The following is an 18,197-nucleotide window of genomic DNA, read 5'->3' as shown; positions in this document are numbered from 1 at the left end:
TCCCGAGGCAGACTTTCAGCACCGCGTGGACACACCGGCGTCGATCAGCCGCGCGCGCAGGGCCTGAAGCGTTTCCGGTGCGACCTGCGCCTTGGGCACGGCGTGGAACATCAGCTTCGTCCTGAACATCAGCAGCAGATCGTCGTTCTCGGCCCAACTCGCCAGCATGTGCCAGTCGAAGTTGGAGCTTCCGCGATCGTTGGCGATGCGGATGCCGGTCTCGTCGAATTCGTGCAGCGTCGGCAGGCCGTCCAGATGAAGCTGGGGCCAGGTCTTGCGCGCGGAACGAGGGAGCTTCCAGAGCCAGCAAAGCGGCAGGACGATCATCATCAAAGTCGCGAAGACCAGACCCGTCCCAAGGCCGTAGAACAAGGTATCGAGGGTCACCCCGTCGAGAATCGCACCGACGGCGAACATGACGAACGCATAGACGACGAACAGTGTCGCAAACGTTCGTGCCAGTCCTCGCCACCACATGCGCCGGCGCACCATCAGCCAGTTCGCCGCGAGATAGTTCTCGTAATCCAGCGAAATGGTGAAGCTGTGCGTCACTGTCCGAACCCGGGTTCCCCCGCCACGCGGATCGCCTCGCGGGCGGCGGCGAATAGGGCGCCGCTCTTGGCCTCGCATTCGCGCTGTTCGTAGGCCGGGTCGCTGTCGGCGACGATGCCCGCGCCCGCCTGGACGTGGAGCACGCCGTCCTTGAGCAGCCCGGTGCGCAGCACGATGCAACTGTCCACCGACCCGTCGGGCGCGAAGTAGCCGACGCCGCCCGCATAAGGGCCGCGGGTCTCGGGTTCGAGTTCGGCGATCACCTCGCAGGCGCGGACCTTGGGCGCGCCCGAGACGGTGCCGGCCGGGAAGCCCGCGAAGACCGCGTCGATCGCATCGTGCCGCGCGGTGTCGAGCTTGCCGACGACGTTCGAGACGATGTGCATGACGTGGCTGTAGCGCTCGATCGTGTAGCTGTCGGTCACTTCCACGGTGCCGGCGGCGGCGACGCGGCCGACGTCGTTGCGGCCGAGATCGAGCAGCATCAGGTGCTCGGCGCGCTCCTTGGGATCGGCGAGGAGGCTGACCTCGTTCGCCTTGTCCTCGGCCGGGTTGGCGCCGCGCGGACGGGTTCCGGCGATCGGGCGGATGGTGACTTCCGGGTTGCCCTCGGCATCGGCGCGCACCCGCACGAGGATTTCCGGGCTCGACCCGATCAGCGCGAAGCCGGGCAGGTCGAGGTAGTAGAGGAACGGCGAGGGGTTCACGCGGCGCAAGCTACGGTAAAGCGCCAGCGGCGGCAGCGGGAATTCGCAGGTGAAGCGCTGGGCCAGCACGACCTGGAAGATGTCGCCCGCCTCGATGTAGTCCTTGGCGCGCAGGGCCATGGCCTTGTAGTCTTCCGGCGCGACGACGGCGGTGCGCACCGGTTCGGCGAGATCGGTCACCGCCGGGATCGACGGGGCAGGGCCGGCAAGGCGGCGCAGGGCTTCGTCGATGCGCTCGGCCGCGCGGTCGAGCGCGTTTTCCGCTTCGCCGCCGGCCCGGCTGTTGCCAGGCCAGATCGGCGCGACGCAGAACAGTTCGTCCGACAATCGGTCAAAGATCAGGATCAGCGAGGGCCGCACGAACAGCATGTCGGGCAGGGCCAGCGGGCTCTGCGGCGCGCGCGGCAGTTTCTCGACGAGGCCGATGGTCTCGTAGCCGAAATAACCGACGAGGCAGGCCATCGCCTGGGGCAGGTCGGCCGGAACCTCGCAGCGGCAGCTTTCGACCAGCGCGCGCAGTTCGGCGAGGCTGTCCCCGGCCAGCGGGGCGAAGGCCTCGCGGTCCGCCTGCCAGTCGCGGTTGATCTCGCAGGACGTGCCGCTGGCGCGGAAGACCAGGTCCGGATCGAGGCCGAGCAGGCTGTAGCGCCCGCGCACTTCGCCGCCTTCCACCGATTCGAGCAGAAAGTCGCCGCGACCGTCCTCGATCAGCTTTAGCGCGGCCCCCACCGGCGTCTCGGTATCAGCGACGAGCCGGCGCCAGGCGAGCGCGGGCTTGCCCTGTTCGAGTTGCTCCAGCACCGCCTGGCGGTCGTGTTCGCGCTCCATTGCCACCCCCCGATGCCCGGTCAGTCGGCCGCGCCGGTGCCGGCGAGCTGGTCGCGCACCGCCTTGATGGCGCTGTCGTGGCGCTTGACGCCGACGTCCTTGCGCATCGCCGCGCCCAGCGCATCGGCGTAGCTCTGGCCGAGCTGCTGGCCGAGTTCGTTCTGCGCTTGGCGGATCATGTCGGGCGAATCGACCTTGGCGGGCACGATGTCCTTGAGCAGCACCACGAACCAGCCGCGTTCCCCGGCGGCCGACTGCACCTTCACGGTGCCCTTGGCCATGTGGAACATCAGCGAGACCGGCGGCGGCACCTGGCGGCCCGACTGCAGCGCGGCGGCCAGCGTCGGACGCGACATCGAGACCTGCTGGGGCGGCGGCAACTGCTTGCCCGAGGCGGCGATCGCCTGCTCGACGGTCTGGCCCTTGCGCATCGCGGCCTGCATCTTGAGCGCGGCGGCCTTGGCGGCCTGCGCGCCGGCGTCGATCGACCAGGCCAGCTTCACGTCGTCCTTGATCTGGGCGAGCGGCGCGGGGGCCGAGGCCTGGATGTCGGTGACGTCGTAGATCGCGAAGGACTTGCCCTTCTCGACTTCGGCCACCTGCGGCTGTTCCTGCTCCATGCCGAAGGCGGCGGCGAGGAGCGGGCGCAGCTGCGCGTCGACCGTCTCGCCCGGCTTCTGGTAGACCTGGCCGTCGGCGGTGACCGGCTGGGTCTGCTGCACCTGGACGCCGAGCGCCTTGGCGACTTCGGCGAGGTTGGCGCCGCCGGTGAACTGCTCGTCGATCTTGTTGATCGCGTCGCTGTAGGCCTTGCGGGTCTTTTCCTCGGCGATCTGCGTGGCCAGTTCGCCCTTGACCTCGGCGAGGGTCTTGGCGGGCGTCTTGTCCTCGGCATCGACGCGGATGACGTGCCAGCCCAGCACGCTCTTCTGCGGGGCGGCCAGCTTGCCGACCGGCGCGGCGAAGACCGCCTGCGAGACGGCGGGCGAGAACTGGCTGGCGAGATCCTGACGGCTGAACGATTCGAGCTTGGCGGCCGACAGGCCCTTGGCGGTGGCGGCGGCTTCGAGCGACTTGCCCTTCTCGACTTCGGCGACGATCGCCTTGGCGGCGGCTTCGGTCGGCACTACCAACTGGGTGATGCGGCGGTTGTCCCTGGCGGCGTAGGCGGCCTTGCCCGCCGCGAAGCGCGCGGCGATCTCGGCCTCGGTCGGCGCGGCGGCGGCCGGAACCTTGTCGGCGCTGACGAGCGCATAGCGGATCGTGCGGCGCTCGGGGCGGACGAACTGGTTGGTGTGCGTCTTGTAGAAAGCCGCGAGTTCGGCGTCGGTCGGTGCCTTCTGCGGTGCGAACAGCAGCGAGGGCAGGGCGATCACGGTGCCGCTGCGGGTCTCGCTGAGCAGCGACGCGTAGCGCTTGGCGGCATACTGGGACATGACCGAACCGATCTGCGCAGGCACGATCAGTTCCTGCGCCACCATGTTCTTGCGGATGTCCTCGCGCAGCGCCTGCTCGGAGAGCTGCTGCTGGGCGAGGGTCTGGCGGAACACGTTCTGGTCGAACTTGCCGTCCACGCCCTGGAACGCCGGGATCTGCGCGAGTTCGCTGTCGACCAGGCGATCGCTGACGACGATGCCGTTCTTGAGGCCGTAGGCATAGAACGAGGCGCTGTCGATCAGGCTGTCGAGCACCTGCTCTAACCCGCCTTCAGCGATGAGCTGCTTCATCGTCGCGTTCGGGCTCTGCTGCTTGACCCGCTCAAGGCCGCGCTTGGCGCCTTGCGCCAGCTGTTCGGCGGTGACCGTCTCCTTGCCGGCGGTGGCGACCGTGGTGCCGGGGGCGGCGCCGGAACCGGTAAGGCCTGCGATGTCGCCGCTGGCGAACGCCAGGGCGATCAGGCCCAGAACCACCAGGCCGACGATCGCGCCGATCTTGGACTTGAGAAACGAGCGGAAGAAATGGAGCATGAACCGTGCCGATCAGCAGATGGATTTTGGCGCGAAACCTGAGGGCCTCGCCCGTGAACATGGGATTAAGCGGGGAGGCTTTAGGAGGCCTTCGCGCATCCTGCAATGCCGCTCGCGCACGGTCGGGGCAAAAGCCGTGAACGTGGTATTCCTGCGACAACGGTGGAGAATCCTCCCTCTGGACAGGTCGCGAATTTTGACAAGTCATGGCTCGGTGGCCTAGCTGCCCGCGACAGCGACGGCCTGATTCCCGGTTCCGCGGCAACGGCATAACCGGAAATCTGAGAGGGGAACCCGTGGGGGCGTTCCCAGGATCGGATCAAGGAATTGAAATGGCAGGATTGCCTTACATCGTCGGAAACTGGAAAATGAACGGCACGCGCGCCATGCTGAACGAGGTGCGGTCGATCGATCGCGCGGCGGCGCGCTTCCCCAAGGTCCAGGTCGCGCTCGCCCCTCCGGCGACGCTGCTGTTCCGCATGCGCGACACGGCCGAACTGATCGGCCTCGGCGGTCAGGACTGCCACGTAAAGGAAAGCGGCGCCTATACCGGTGACGTCTCGGCGCCGATGCTCAAGGATGCGGGCGCGGACTTCACCATCGTCGGCCATTCCGAACGCCGCGAATACCATGGCGAGAGCGACGCCGACGTCAACGCGAAGGCACAGGCCGCGCTTTCGGCCGGCCTCGCGGTGATCCTGTGCGTCGGCGAAACCGAAGCGCAGCGCGATGCGGGCGATGCCGAGGGCGTCGTCACCGCGCAGCTCGAGGGCTCGTGCCCGCTGGCGGACGGCGCGCCGGAGAAGCTTTCGGTCGCTTACGAGCCGGTCTGGGCGATCGGCACCGGCCGGGTGCCCTCGGTGGAGGACGTCGCTGCCATGCACAAGGCGATTCGCGCGAAGCTGGTCGCCATCTACGGCGATGCCGGCGCCGAAGTGCGTATCCTCTACGGCGGTTCGGTGAAGGCCGAGAACGCCGCCGAACTGCTTGCCGTGCCCGATGTCGGCGGCGCCCTGGTCGGCGGTGCCAGCCTGACGGCGGACGGCTTCCTGGCGATCGTGGGTGCCGCGGCTTCGCTGGCGCAGTGATCCGAACCGCCGCGACGGCACGATGCCGCCGCGGCAATAAAGTTGCCGGGTTGCGCGCTCGCCTGCGAGCGCCTATCTGCGCGGCGAACGAAGCGGGGTATGTCCCCGTCACAAGGCTGAGACGAAGATGTTCCTTTTTCTGACCGTGGTACAGGCTCTGGTGGCTGCCATGCTGGTGGGCGTGATCCTGGTGCAGAAGTCCGAAGGCGGCGGCCTCGGCGTCGGCGGCAGCCCCTCGGGCCTGATGTCGGCACGCGGCGCGGCCAGCTTCCTGACCCGCGCCACCGGCATCCTGGCGACGATCTTCGTGGTCCTGAGCATCGCGCTCGCGGCGCTGGCGGTCAACCAGACCACCGGCCGCGACATCGACACCTCGCTCCAGCGCGAGACCGCCCAGGCGGCTCCGGCGCAGCCGGTCGATCCGCTGGGCGGCGCCGCTGCTCCGGGAGCCGCTCGGGCCGCGCCCGCGCCGGCGCAGCAGGGCGCTCCGGCCGGCGACTCGGTCCCGGCCGACCCGCTCGGCGGTGCTGCCAAGCAGTAACCCTTTCAGGCGTCTGCGGACGCTTCATCGTAACCGGAATGCCGTCTGGCGCTGTCAGACGGCATTTCCATGTGTTTGATCTGTGGAATGAGGCTCCGGGCGCTTGCCTGAGGGCCCCCATGCAATTTAAGGCCCAACTCCCATGGCGCGGCATATTTTCATCACGGGCGGCGTGGTCTCCTCGCTGGGCAAGGGTCTCATGGCGGCGAGCCTCGCGGCTCTGCTCCAGGCGCGCGGCTACAAGGTCCGCATTCGCAAGTTCGACCCCTACCTGAACGTTGATCCGGGCACGATGAGCCCGTACCAGCACGGCGAGGTCTTCGTGACCGACGACGGCGCCGAGACCGACCTCGACCTCGGCCACTATGAACGCTTCACCGGCGTCTCGGGCCGCAAGGCCGACAACATCACCTCGGGCCGCATCTACCAGGATATCATCGCCAAGGAGCGCCGCGGCGACTACCTCGGCGCGACCGTGCAGGTGATCCCGCACGTCACCGACGCGATCAAGGACTTCGCCCTCACCGAGACGGAGGATCTCGATTTCGTGCTGTGCGAGATCGGCGGCACCGTCGGCGATATCGAGGGCTTGCCTTTCGTCGAGGCGATGCGCCAGCTGCGCAACGAACTGGGCCGCGAGAAGACCTGCTTCGTCCACGTCACGCTGGTGCCCTACATCGCCGCCGCCGGCGAGCTGAAGACCAAGCCGACGCAGCACTCGGTGCGCGAGCTGACCGGCCTCGGCATCCAGCCCGACATCCTGCTGTGCCGCGCCGACCGTGAACTTCCCGAGAGCGAGCGCCGCAAGATCGCGCTGTTCTGCAACGTGCGCCCGCAGGCGGTGATCCAGGCGCTCGATGCGCCGAACATCTACGCCGTGCCGCTGCAGTACCACCGCGAGGGCCTCGACGCCGAAGTCCTGCACCATTTCGGCATGCTCGAATCGGCCAAGGCGCCGGTGCTCGACCGTTGGGACGACATCACCGACCGCTACCAGAACCCCGAGGGTGAGGTGACCATCGGCGTCGTCGGCAAGTACGTCGGCCTGCAGGACGCCTACAAGTCGCTTAACGAGGCGCTCGTCCATGGCGGCATGGCCAACCGCGTGAAGGTCAACGTGCGCTGGATCGACGCCGAGATCTTCGAGAAGGAAGATTCCGAGATCGCCGCCGCGCTCGAACCGATGCACGGCATCCTCGTCCCCGGCGGCTTCGGCGAACGCGGGACCGAAGGCAAGATCGCCTCGGTCCGCTTCGCGCGTGAACGTCAGGTGCCGTTCTTCGGCATCTGCCTCGGCATGCAGATGGCCTGCATCGAAGGTGCGCGCTCGGCGGGCATCGAGAAGGCCAGCTCCACCGAATTCGGGCCGACCGAGGAACCCGTCGTCGGCATCATCACCGAATGGATGACCGAGGACGGCCTCCAGACCCGCGCCGAGGGCGGCGATCTTGGCGGCACCATGCGCGTCGGCGCCTATACCGCCGCGCTTTCGCCCAACAGCCACGTTGCGGCGCTCTACGGTTCGACCGAGATCAGCGAACGCCACCGCCACCGCTACGAAGTCAACGGCTCGTACCGCGAGGCGCTGGAAGGCAATGGCCTGATCTTCTCGGGCATGTCGCCCGACGGCCTGCTGCCCGAGATCGTCGAGCGCCCGGACCACCCGTGGTTCGTCGGCGTGCAGTTCCACCCGGAACTCAAGTCGCGCCCGTTCGAGCCGCATCCGCTGTTCGCCGGCTTCATCGCCGCCGCGCTGCGCCAGGCACGCCTGGTCTGAGAAAGGCGTCGTCCCGGACCTGATCCGGGACCGCGGACCTTGAACGGCCGCAGTGATCCGCCGGTCGCAAACTCCATAACGGAGGAATCTCGACTGGCGGCAAGGTGCCGCATCCGGGCATCCGTAAGCTTGGCGAAACGCCGGCGGGGAGGCTTGGATGTCCACGATCGTTCTCGAATTCAACGAACTGTCGCCGGCGCTGCTCGACCGCTTCATCGCCGCGGGGCACCTGCCGAACTTCCAGCGCTTTCGCGACGCGGCGCTGGTCGCGGTCACCGATGCCGAGGAGCAGGCGCCGAACCTGGAGCCGTGGATTCAGTGGATCACCGTCCACACCGGGCTCTCCTACGCCGAGCACGGCTGTTTCAAGCTGAACGACGGCGGCACGCTGGCGGCGCCGCGCATCTGGGATCTGGTCAGCCGCAGCGGGCGCGGCAACTGGATCTGCGGCAGCATGAACGCGGCCGCCCGGCCGGGCTTCCTCGGGCATTTCCTGCCCGACCCCTGGGCGACCGAGCCGACCGCGCTGCCACCGGGTCACTTCGAACCCTATATCGATCTCGTGCGCGCCTACGTGCACGAACATAGCGCAAGGCCGGAGGTCTCGGCCGGCGAATTCGCGCGATTTGGCCGTTTCATGCTCGCCCACGGATTGTCAGTCTCTTCGGTGCTCGCGGCGGTGCGCCAACTGGCGCAGGAGCGGCGGGCCGACGTGAAATGGCGCCGGGCGATGATCCTCGACCGGTTGCAATGGGATCTGTTCCGCTCGGTCCACCGCAGTGCGCGGCCGCACTTCGCGACCTTCTTCATCAACAGCACCGCGCATTTCCAGCATTTCCACTGGCGTGAGTTCGAGCCCGGCCTGTTCACGGTCCAGCCCTCGGAAGCGGACCGGCGCACGTATGGCGACACCGTGCTCGAAGGCTACCGCAACATGGACCGCATGGTCGGGCAGGCGCTGGGCATGACCGGCGAGGGGGACGGCCTCGTCCTCGTCACCGCGCTCAGCCAGCAGCCGATGCTCACGCATGAGGATGACGGCGGGCGGCAGATCTTCCGCCACCGCGACATCGACCGGCTGCTGGCCTTTGCCGGGGTGGCGCCGGGGTGGACTTACGCGCCGGTGATGTCGCAGCAGTTCCTGCTCCATTTCGAAAGCGAGGAGGCGGCTGCGGCTGCGGCAGGGCGGATCGAGGCATTGCGCCTTGCCGATGGCCGCCAGCCGATGTGGGCGCGGCGTCAGGGGCCGACGCTCGATGCGGGCTGCATGATCGAGCAGGCTCCGACCGGGGACATGGCGGTAATCTCGCCGGCCACCAATACGGGGGCGGCATTCCTCGACCTGTTCTATCCGCTGGAGGCCTTGCGCAGCGGCAGGCATCACCCGGACGGCGCGTTCTGGATCAAGGGGCCCGGCATTGCGGCGCGCCGCCTGCCCGGGCGGGTATCGCTGCGCGCGGTCGCGCCCACGCTCGCCGACCTGGCCGGCGTCGAGGGGCATTTCGCGATGCCTTCGCTGCTGGCCGGCGGGGAACTGGAGATCGCCGCCTGACCGGTGAACTCAGGCCACGCCCTGCGCCGCGCGGGTGCGGAACAAGGCCTCTGCGTCCCTGGCCGCCATCGGGCGTCCGAAGAAGAAGCCCTGGATCTTGCGGCACCCCAGTTCGCGGATCACGCGCACTTCCTTCTCGGTCTCCGCGCCCTCGGCGGTGGTCGACATGCCCAGGCTGTCGGCCATCGCGACCACGGCGCGGATGATCGCCAGGCTCTCGACATTGCCGGTCGCGGCGCCCTGCACGAACGAGCGGTCCACCTTGATCGTCGAGAAGCGCATCTTTCGCAGATAGCCGAGCGAGGAATAGCCGGTGCCGAAATCGTCCAGTGCCACCGCGCAGCCCAGCGCCATGACCTGCTCCAGCGCCGCGCGCGCCTGCGTGGCGTCGCGCAGGAAGATGCTCTCGGTCACCTCGATTTCAAGCCGGTTGGCGGGGAGCCGGCTGGCCGACAGCGCGCCCACCACGCTCGCGGCGAAGTTGGCGTCGAGCAGTTGCTCGCCCGAGACGTTGACGGCGACGCGGATGTGCGAAGGCCAGTTCATCGCCTCCTTGCACGCCTCGCGCAGCACCCATTCGCCGATCGGGATGATGAGGCGGGTATCCTCCGCCAGCGGCACGAACTTGGCGGGGCTGACCGCGCCGTGTTCGGCGCTCTGCCAGCGTAGGAGCGCCTCGAAGCTGACCACCGCCTCGGTGTCGGCATCGACCACGGGCTGGAACGCCAGGCGCATCTCGTCGCGCTCGACCGCGCGGCGCAGCGCCATTTCCAGCTTGCGGCGTTCTTCCGCATGGGCGTGGAGCACCGGCTCGTAAGTGCGGTGCGCGTTGCCGCCCGCGTCCTTCGCGCGGTAGAGCGCAAGGTCGGCGTTGCGCATGATCTTCTCCACGCTCGACCCGTCGCGCGGGCCGACGGCGGAGCCGGCCGAGGCGCCGACGAACAAGGTATGGTGATCGACCTCGTAAGGTTGCGAAAGGCGCTCGATCACGCGCTTCGCCACCCGCTCGATATGCGTGGCATCGGTCACGTCGCGGATGACCACGGCGAACTCGTCGCCGCCGAGGCGGCCGCACAGTTCGTTCTCGGTCATCTGCTCCTTGAGCCGCTCGGACACGCGGGCGAGCAACTGGTCGCCGACATGGTGGCCGAGCGTGTCGTTGACCGCCTTGAAGCGGTCGAGGTCGATCATCAGGAAGGCGCAGCGCGTGCGCCACCTGGCCGCATCCTCCAGCGCCGAGGCCAGCGTCTCGGTCAGCATCATGCGGTTGGGCAGGCCGGTCAGCGTGTCGTAGCGCGCCATCCAGGCGATCTTGTCGGAATTGTCGCGCGCCTCGGTGACGTCGGAGCCGACGCCGCGATAGCCTTCGAAGATGCCGTTGGCGTCGAAGCGGGGGGTTCCCGAAAGCTCCCACCAGCGTGCCTCGCTCCGGATCGTCACCCGCACCAGCAGGTTCGAGAAGCTGTCGCGCGCCATGATCCGGTCGGCGAGTTCGTGGAGACTGGCGGGGAAATTGCCGGTTTCCCAGGCCGGGCCGGCGATGAGCTGGAGCAGGGGGCTGCCCTCGATGTCGGCGGCCTCGCGGCCCAGCGCAAAGGCGAAGCGCGGCGAGACCGAGCGGATGCGCCGCGCGGTGTCGATCTGCCAGAGCCAGTCCGCCTCGCCTTCCTCGAATTCGCGCAGGAGCAGCGAGACGACCTCGTCCTTCTCGACCGCCCCGGCCTCGGCGATCTGGGCGGTGAGGTGGCGGCGCGCGCCCTCGATCGCGCCGACGAGGACGATGGCCAGGAACAGCAGCGCGATCGCCGCCATGTCGAAACTGCCCGAGAACAGGAACCAGCCGATCGCCGAGGCACCGACGATGCCGGAGAACGTGAGCGTCGCCAGCGGCACGGCGGGCAGCAGGATCACTGATGCGGCCATCAGCATGGCGAGCACGGTCCACAGCTTCACCACCGTCTGCGGCCCGACGAGCAGCCCGAAGCCCCACAAGGGCAGCGCCCAGGCGAGGGCGCCCAGCACCGAGGCAGTGGTCTGGCGGCGCAGTTCCTGCGGCGAAATACCACGCCGATCGGCTGCGGCCAGCGACCCGTCGACGCGGCAGACATGCCACTGCGTCAGGCCCACCAGCACCATCCACGAGAGGATGACCAGCGGGTGCACCTTGCCGGCGAGCAGCATCGCGGTCGCCAGCGCCGCGGCGGCCTGCGTGGCGAGGCGCGCCGGAGTGCTGCGGCGAAGCGTGGCGTACTGCAGCCCGCGCAGCCACGCCCAGTCGCCGCCACCGGGGCTGTCGGCGGGTTCCGACAGGCCGAGCACGGCGGTCAGGGGCAAGTCCCCGGGAGAGAGCTTGCAGGCGGGCGACCGTCTAATCACCCGCTTGCGATAGGGGTTTAATGGTTAGCGGTAAGTAAACCTCCGCGTGATCACGGCGATCAACTAGACCCTATTCGACCGTAACGCTCTTCGCGAGGTTGCGCGGTTGATCCACATCGGTGCCTTTCACGCAGGCGACGTGGTAGGCGAGCAATTGCACCGGAACGGCGTAGACCAGCGGCGCGATCAGCGGGTGGACGCGCGGCATCTCGATCGTGGCGATGCAGCCGTCGCCCGCCTCGGCGATGCCTTCGGCGTCGGAAATCAGCACGACCTTGCCGCCGCGTGCGCGCACTTCCTGCATGTTGCTGACGGTCTTCTCGAACAGCGGGCCGGAAGGCGCCAGCACGATCACCGGCACGGCCTCGTCGATGAGCGCGATGGGGCCGTGCTTCATTTCGCCCGAGGCATAACCTTCGGCGTGGATGTAACTGATTTCCTTCAGCTTGAGCGCGCCTTCCAGCGCCAGCGGATAGTCCGGCCCGCGCCCGAGGTAGAGCACGTCGCGCGCCGGCGCGATCAGATGCGCCATCGCTGCGATCTCCTCGTCATGGTCGAGCGCGGCGTTGAGGCTGGCGGGGGTCTGCAGCAGGTGCTGGACGACTTCGGCCTCCTCGGCGCGGTCCATGCGGCCGCGCTTCACCGCCAGATGCGCGGCGAGGGCGGCGAGAACGGCCAACTGGCAGGTGAACGCCTTGGTCGAGGCGACGCCGATCTCCGGCCCCGCGTGAGTCGGCAGCAGCAGGTCCGCCTCGCGCGCCATCGTGCTGGTGGGCACGTTGACGACGACGGCGATCGTCTGCCCCGCCGCCTTGCAGTGCTTGAGCGCGGCGAGGGTGTCGGCGGTCTCGCCCGACTGCGAGATGAACAGCGCGAGGCCGCCGTCCTCCAGCACCGGGTCGCGGTACCGGAACTCGGAAGCGACGTCGATGTCCACCGGCAGGCGCGCGAAGGTCTCGATCCAGTACTTCGCGACCATGCCCGCATAGAAGCTGGTGCCGCACGCGACGATGGTGATGCGCTTGACCGTGCCGAGGTCGAAGTCGATCTGCGGCAGCGCCACCGACTGGTCGACCTGGCGCAAGTAGCTGCGCAGCGTCTGGGCGACCACGGTGGGCTGCTCGAAGATTTCCTTCTGCATGAAGTGGCGGAAATTGCCCTTCTCGATCGCCACGGCCGACGCGCCGGAGGTGACGATCTCGCGCTCCACCGGGTTGTTGTCGGCGTCGTAGATCGCCGCGCCCTCGCGGGTGATGACGACCCAGTCGCCTTCCTCAAGATAGGTGATCTTCTGAGTCAGCGGGGCCAGCGCCAGCGCGTCGGAGCCGAGGTAGGTCTCGCCGTCCCCATATCCCACCACCAGCGGCGAGCCGAGGCGGGCGCCGATCAGCATGTCGGGGAAGCGGCGGAAGGCGATGGCCAACGCGAAGGCGCCGCGCAGCTGCGGCAGCACCGCCTTGACCGCATCGTGCGGCGAGGCGCCGGCTTCGACCTGTTCGGATACGAGGTGGGCGACGACTTCGGTGTCGGTCTGGCTCTCGAAGTGGCGGCCGCGTGCCTCCAGGGCTTCGCGCAGCGGCTTGAAGTTCTCGATGATGCCGTTGTGGACGAGCGCCAGTTCGGCGGTCGCGTGCGGGTGGGCATTGGCGGCGGTCGGCGCGCCGTGGGTGGCCCAGCGGGTATGGGCGATGCCGGTCAGCCCCGGCGCCGGATCGCGGGCGAGTTCCTTGACGAGGTTGAACAGCTTGCCTTCGGCGCGGCGGCGCACGAGCTGGCCGTCATGCAGGGTGCAGACGCCCGCGCTGTCGTAGCCGCGATATTCCATCCGGCGCAGGCCGTCGACCAGCCGGTCCGCCACGTCTTCCTTGCCGACGATGCCGATGATGCCACACATGAGGAGATTGCCTTAGCCTAGAGAGAGTAGGGGACGCGGATGCCCGGCATGCTTGCCGGAAAATCCTTGGTATTTCGTGTAACCAGAATGCGCCCGCGCACGACCGCGCTGGCGAGGATGATGGCGTCGGGCGAACGCAGGCGCGGCCGCTCGCGGCGCAGCGATGCGGCGCGCGTGGCGATCTGCTCGTCCACCTCGTCGATCGCGAAGCCGGACAGGAAGGCCTCGGTCCGCTGGAGCAGGGGGCCGTCGCCCTTGGACATGACTTCGATCCAGGCCATGCGGCTGATCCACAGGCGGCCGCCCATGCTGACGGCCCGCCGCATCTCGACCCGCGCCTCCGGGATGCCGCCCAGCGCATCGATCACGATATTGGCGTCGAACGCGAACGTGGTCACGAAGCGGGCTTGGCTTCGGCAGCGCCGGGTCGCGGCACGCGCGGGGCGAAGGCATGGGCGCCCATGACCTTGCGATAGTGCTCATGCTCGCGGTCGTCGACCTCGTCGAACAGGTCGGGGAATTCGGCGCGCACTTCCTCGTAGTCGTAGTCCCAGGGCCGCGCCGTGGCGGCACGTTCGCGTCGCTGCCACTCGACGGCATCGCCGATGTCGGTGCGGTCCTTCCACAGGCCGAAGCCCTGGTCGAGCCAGTCCTTGCCGCTCTCGGGCAGGGTCTGCGCCTTGTAGACCGACACCGCCTCGCGCAGCACCGAGGCACGCGACTGGCCGAGCTGCGCGGCGCGGGCGTCGAGCCAGCGGATGTCCTCGTCGGGCAGGTCTGCGAGAATGCGCGTCATGATATCGCGATATCATATCGTGATATCATCGACAAGATGGGGGCTTTGTGGACCATGTCCGCGGGCATGCCCCATCGCGGATGACGGGGCACTGAAGCGCAGATTACATCGGTGTCATCAATCCCCGTCGATGAGGTTGCCCAGCGAGCCGAGGAGCGATCCCTCGCCCCGGTTCTGGCCCCCGGTCGATCCCGCCGCCGCCAGCATCCGGCCGGCAAGGCGCGAGAACGGCAGCGACTGGATCCACACCTTGCCGGGCCCGCGCAGCCGCGCGAAGAACACGCCTTCGCCGCCGAAGATCATCGACTTGACCGAGCCGGCGCGCACCACGTCGAACTCGACGCTGGGCTGCAGGGCGGCGACGCAGCCGGTATCGACGTGGAGTTCCTCTCCGGGGCGCAATTCGCGCTCGATCACGGTGCCGCCCATCTGCACGAAGACCCAGCCGTCGCCTTCCAGCTTCTGCATGATGAAGCCTTCGCCGCCGAACAGGCCGGTCATGATCCGCTGCTGGAAGTGGATGCCGATCGAGACCCCGCGCGCCGCGCACAGGAACGCGTCCTTCTGGCAGATCAGCCGTCCGCCCACCTCGTCCAGCTTGATCGGCAGGATCGCGCCCGGCACCGGCGCCGCGAACGAGACGCGCGCCTTTCCGGACCCGCGATGGGTGAAGACGGTGGTGAACAGGCTCTCGCCGGTGACGAGGCGCTTGCCCGCGCCCAGCAGCTTGCCCATGAAGCCGCCGCCCTGGTCGCCCGACCCGTCTCCGAACACGGTGGTCATGTCGATCGAGGCGTCCTTCCACACCATCGCGCCGGCTTCGGCCACGGCGCTCTCGCCGGGGTCCAGTTCGATCTCGACGAACTGCAGTTCCTGGCCCTTGATCTCGAAGTCGACGTCGTCCGAGAGCGAGGAACTGCGCGAATGGCTCCAGGGGCTGTTGGGCATGGGAATCTCCGTGTGCGGGCCGGCGTGAAGGCCGCTTGCGATGAGACGACGGTTTGATTTCGCCAAGATGACTTGTCAAACCGCGCCGGTCGGATATTCTTCACCATTCAACGAACACTGTCTGACGAACGGCCTGCTTTATCAGGGCCCGGCACAGACCGGCGCGGTATCGGTGTTTTGGGGAGAGGAAAAACGCCGATGAACGCTCGAATTGCGTCTTGTGCCTTTGTTACGCTGTTGCTGGCGGGAACTGCCTCGGGGACGGCATTTGCCGATACCGCCGAAGTTCCGCACCAGGCCCTTCAGGCTCCGGCACGGCTCGTCGCCGCCGGTTTCGAGACCACCACCCGGGTCACCGATACCCGTTTCGACGCTGCCGGCCATGTCGAGCAGGGCTACAGCCTGCTGCGCCAGGGCAAGCAGGCGCAGGCGGTCAAGCTGTTCGACAAGGTGATCGCCGATGCCGACCAGCGCCTTTCCGGTGACTTGCGCCAGCGCCTGTGCCGCGGTGGCGCCAGCAGCGGTATAGCTGAGCCGGCGGGCACGGTCGCGGTCGATTCGGCGCTGTGCGAGGCGCACTTCGGTAAGGGCTACGCGCTGATCGACCTCGGGCGCGGCGACCTTGCCGAGGCGGAATTGCGCGCCGCCTCGCAGATGGCGCCGGGCAATGCCCATTTCGCCAACGAATATGCCGAACTGTTCAAGTCGCGCCGCGAATGGCAGCAGAGCTACGACCTGTTCGCCCGGGCCTGGAACGTGGTCGACAAGTCCACCACCGGCGCCGATGCGCGGGTCGCCGCGCGGGCGCTGCGCGGCATGGGCTTCACCAAGGCGGCGATGGGCCAGTACGACGAGGCGCGGACCCTCTACGAACAGTCGCTGCAGTACGATCCCAAAAGCGAGATCGCGCAGGCCGAACTGGGCAACATCGCGCGCCGCAAGGCGATAGGTTCCTGACCATGCGCTGCTGGCTTGGCGGCGTGGCGGTGCTCTGCATCTCCAGCGTTGCCGTGGCCGAGGCGCAGGATCCCCGCATGGTCGAGATCGTCGGCCTGATCCGCGACGGCCGGCAGGCCGAGGCGGTCGGCCGCGCCGATGCGATGATCGCGCAGTTCTCGGCCGCCCAGCACGAGCCGGGCGTCAGTTACTTCTGCAATCGCGACCGGGGCGGTGTGGCCAACCTGATGACCGCCTCCCGGCGCGGCGGCCGGGTCGATCTCGCGCCCGAGGCGTGGTGCGAGGCGCTGTTCGCCAAGGGCTTCGCGCTGACCGGCCTCAAGCGCTACGACGAGGCGGCAGGCGCGCTGGTGCAGGCGGTGGCGATGGACCCGAGCAACCCGCATTTCCTCAACCAGTACGGCGACGTCCTGCGCCTGCGCGGCGATGCGCCGGCGGCGATGGTGCAGTACGGCCGGGCCTACGACCTCTCCGTTTCCGAGGACGACGAAGCGATGGCGCGCATGGCCACGCGGGCGCTGCGCGGCATGGCGCTGGCCGCCGAGCACGAGGGCGATCTCGCCGGGGCTCAGGGGTATTACGAAAAGCTGCTGCAGCGCGATGCCGGCGATGTCGAGGCCCGGCAGGATCTGGTGCGCATCGTGAAGCTGCGGGCGGGCGGGTAGGCACCCCGTCATCCCGGCGCATGCCGGGACCGTGGGAAAATCTTGAGGCGCGCCCTCGTGTCAGGGGCGCGTCAGGAGGCCTGGCCGACAGCTATCGCCTAAAGACGGCCCACGGTCCCGGCATGCGCCGGGATGACGCCAAGGCTCAGTCGGCCTTTTCGGCCTTTTTCTTTTTCATCGCGTCGTGGAAGCGGTCGGCCCAGCCGGGCTTGACCAGCTGTTCCCCGCGCACGAGGCGCAGTTCGCCATCGGCGACGTCGCGCGTCACCGCGCTGCCCGCCGCGACGATGGCGTCGGCGCCGATCTTTACCGGAGCCACCAGCGCGCTGTTCGAGCCGATGAAGGCACGCTCGCCGATCACAGTCTGGTGCTTGAAGTAGCCGTCGTAATTGCAGGTGATGGTGCCCGCGCCGATGTTGGCGCCCGCGCCCACGGTGGCATCGCCAAGGTAGGTGAGGTGGTTGGCCTTGGCACCTTCGCCCAGCACCGCGTTCTTCATCTCGACGAAGTTGCCGACCTTCGACTTCGCCTTGAGCACCGCGCCGGGGCGCAGGCGGGCGTAAGGGCCGATGGCGACGCCGGTTTCCAGCGTCGCGCCCTCAAGGTGCGAGAAGGCGTGGATCACGACATTGTCGGCGATGCTGACGCCGGGGCCGAACACGACGTTGGGCTCGACGGTGACGTCGCGCCCGAGCCGGGTGTCCCAGGCGAAGAACACCGTCTCCGGCGCGATCAGGGTGACGCCGTCGGCCATGGCCTGGGCCCGGCGCTTCTTCTGCCAGCGGCCTTCCGCCTCGGCCAGTTCGCCCCGGCTGTTGATGCCGCCGACTTCGTCCGCGTCGTCGGTGACGATGACGGCGCAGGCCCGGCCTTCGAGGGTGGCGATGTTGACGATGTCGACGAGGTAGTATTCGCCCTGCGCGTTCTCGTTGCCGACTTTGGCGAGGAGGTCGAACAGGTCGGCCGACTTCACCGCCATCAGCCCGGAGTTGCACAGGCGGCAGGCGCGCTGTTCCTCGGTGGCGTCCTTGTACTCGACCATCATCGCGATGCGGCCGTCGTCGTGGGCGAGTACGCGGCCGTACTGGAGCGGCTCCTCCGGTTCGAAGCCGAGCACGACCACGGCGGGGGCATCCTCGGCATGGAGGCGGGCGATCATCGCGCGCATCGTGTCGGCGCGCACGAACGGCACGTCGCCGTAGAGAATCAGCACGTCGCCCTCGAACCCGGCCAGCGCCGCCTCGGCCTGCTGCACGGCGTGGCCGGTGCCGAGCTGCGGCTCCTGCACCGCGATCGTCGCGCGGGTGCCCAGCGCCTTTTCCAGCTGCTCGCGACCGTGCCCGGCGACGACGACCTGCCGCTGCGGCGCCAGATCGGCGGCGCTCGCCAGCAGGTGTTCCAGCATCGGGCGGCCCGCGATCGGGTGGAGCACCTTGTGCAATTCGCTCTTCATGCGGGTGCCCTTGCCGGCGGCGAGGACGATGATGGCGAGAGGGGTGGGGGCGGGGGTTTCGGCCGAAGTCATGGGGGCTCTCCTGCCAGCAAAGTC

At 68.4% G+C, this 18,197-nt stretch carries 15 protein-coding genes; 6 read left to right on the top strand and 9 right to left on the bottom strand.

Going from position 1 to position 18,197, the window contains the following annotated elements; translation table 11 throughout:
* Window positions 1-15: 15 nt before the first annotated feature.
* From V2S85_RS02220 to V2S85_RS02210, 3 genes are read right to left on the bottom strand one after another with little or no spacing between them, the layout of a single operon-like run.
* Complete coding sequence (locus V2S85_RS02220) at window positions 16-552, bottom strand: YcxB family protein (protein WP_330701232.1); 537 nt, start codon at window positions 550-552, stop codon at window positions 16-18.
* Window positions 549-2,087: an anthranilate synthase component I family protein gene (locus tag V2S85_RS02215; protein WP_330701231.1), complete on the bottom strand. Its 1,539-nt coding sequence runs from the start codon at window positions 2,085-2,087 to the stop codon at window positions 549-551. The genes V2S85_RS02220 and V2S85_RS02215 overlap by 4 nt, the downstream gene beginning before the upstream one ends.
* A 20-nt stretch (window positions 2,088-2,107) precedes the next feature.
* Window positions 2,108-4,054, bottom strand: coding sequence for a peptidylprolyl isomerase (locus tag V2S85_RS02210; RefSeq protein ID WP_330701230.1), 1,947 nt, complete (start codon window positions 4,052-4,054; stop codon window positions 2,108-2,110).
* A 332-nt stretch (window positions 4,055-4,386) separates the two neighbouring features.
* Here V2S85_RS02210 and tpiA point away from each other — a divergent pair, with 332 nt between their 5' ends.
* From tpiA to V2S85_RS02190, 4 genes are all read left to right on the top strand, one after another.
* Window positions 4,387-5,142: a triose-phosphate isomerase gene (tpiA, locus tag V2S85_RS02205; RefSeq protein WP_330701229.1), complete on the top strand. Its 756-nt coding sequence runs from the start codon at window positions 4,387-4,389 to the stop codon at window positions 5,140-5,142.
* Between the two features lie 127 nt (window positions 5,143-5,269).
* Window positions 5,270-5,683: a preprotein translocase subunit SecG gene (secG, locus tag V2S85_RS02200; RefSeq protein WP_330701228.1), complete on the top strand. Its 414-nt coding sequence runs from the start codon at window positions 5,270-5,272 to the stop codon at window positions 5,681-5,683.
* 142 nt (window positions 5,684-5,825) lie between these two features.
* Window positions 5,826-7,460, top strand: coding sequence for a CTP synthase (locus tag V2S85_RS02195; RefSeq protein ID WP_330701227.1), 1,635 nt, complete (start codon window positions 5,826-5,828; stop codon window positions 7,458-7,460).
* A gap of 157 nt (window positions 7,461-7,617) precedes the next feature.
* Window positions 7,618-9,012, top strand: a complete 1,395-nt coding sequence (locus V2S85_RS02190) for a hypothetical protein (RefSeq protein ID WP_330701226.1) — start codon at window positions 7,618-7,620, stop codon at window positions 9,010-9,012.
* A gap of 9 nt (window positions 9,013-9,021) precedes the next feature.
* Here V2S85_RS02190 and V2S85_RS02185 read toward each other — a convergent pair whose 3' ends face one another.
* The 5 genes from V2S85_RS02185 to V2S85_RS02165 all read right to left on the bottom strand — a co-directional run bounded on the left by V2S85_RS02185 (window position 9,022) and on the right by V2S85_RS02165 (window position 15,026).
* Window positions 9,022-11,346, bottom strand: coding sequence for a putative bifunctional diguanylate cyclase/phosphodiesterase (locus V2S85_RS02185; RefSeq protein ID WP_330701225.1), 2,325 nt, complete (start codon window positions 11,344-11,346; stop codon window positions 9,022-9,024).
* Between the two features lie 112 nt (window positions 11,347-11,458).
* Window positions 11,459-13,282: a glutamine--fructose-6-phosphate transaminase (isomerizing) gene (gene glmS, locus V2S85_RS02180; RefSeq protein WP_330701224.1), complete on the bottom strand. Its 1,824-nt coding sequence runs from the start codon at window positions 13,280-13,282 to the stop codon at window positions 11,459-11,461.
* A gap of 17 nt (window positions 13,283-13,299) precedes the next feature.
* Window positions 13,300-13,680: a type II toxin-antitoxin system VapC family toxin gene (locus V2S85_RS02175; protein WP_330701223.1), complete on the bottom strand. Its 381-nt coding sequence runs from the start codon at window positions 13,678-13,680 to the stop codon at window positions 13,300-13,302.
* Window positions 13,677-14,078: a CopG family transcriptional regulator gene (locus V2S85_RS02170; RefSeq protein ID WP_330701222.1), complete on the bottom strand. Its 402-nt coding sequence runs from the start codon at window positions 14,076-14,078 to the stop codon at window positions 13,677-13,679. Before V2S85_RS02170 ends, V2S85_RS02175 begins: the two co-directional genes overlap by 4 nt.
* 117 nt (window positions 14,079-14,195) lie before the next feature.
* The gene (locus V2S85_RS02165) at window positions 14,196-15,026 is read right to left on the bottom strand and encodes an AIM24 family protein (RefSeq protein WP_330701221.1); all 831 of its coding nucleotides are present in this window, start codon (window positions 15,024-15,026) and stop codon (window positions 14,196-14,198) included.
* A 198-nt stretch (window positions 15,027-15,224) separates the two neighbouring features.
* Between V2S85_RS02165 and V2S85_RS02160 the strand changes: the two genes are divergently transcribed.
* Together V2S85_RS02160 and V2S85_RS02155 are read left to right on the top strand one after the other, a co-directional pair.
* Window positions 15,225-15,983: a tetratricopeptide repeat protein gene (locus V2S85_RS02160; RefSeq protein WP_330701220.1), complete on the top strand. Its 759-nt coding sequence runs from the start codon at window positions 15,225-15,227 to the stop codon at window positions 15,981-15,983.
* A gap of 2 nt (window positions 15,984-15,985) precedes the next feature.
* Window positions 15,986-16,648 carry a tetratricopeptide repeat protein gene (locus V2S85_RS02155; RefSeq protein ID WP_330701219.1) on the top strand — a complete coding sequence of 221 codons (663 nt, stop codon included), beginning with the start codon at window positions 15,986-15,988 and terminating at the stop codon, window positions 16,646-16,648.
* A gap of 145 nt (window positions 16,649-16,793) precedes the next feature.
* On the opposite strand, the gene glmU is transcribed toward V2S85_RS02155, so the two are convergent.
* Complete coding sequence (gene glmU / locus V2S85_RS02150; protein WP_330701218.1) at window positions 16,794-18,173, bottom strand: bifunctional UDP-N-acetylglucosamine diphosphorylase/glucosamine-1-phosphate N-acetyltransferase GlmU; 1,380 nt, start codon at window positions 18,171-18,173, stop codon at window positions 16,794-16,796.
* Window positions 18,174-18,197: the final 24 nt, after the last annotated feature.

It is taken from the genome of Novosphingobium resinovorum, assembly GCF_036352595.1.
In the GTDB taxonomy this organism is placed as follows: domain Bacteria; phylum Pseudomonadota; class Alphaproteobacteria; order Sphingomonadales; family Sphingomonadaceae; genus Novosphingobium; species Novosphingobium resinovorum_B.
Note: the sequence above shows the minus strand (reverse complement) of the source record. Positions and strands in the feature narration are given on the sequence as shown.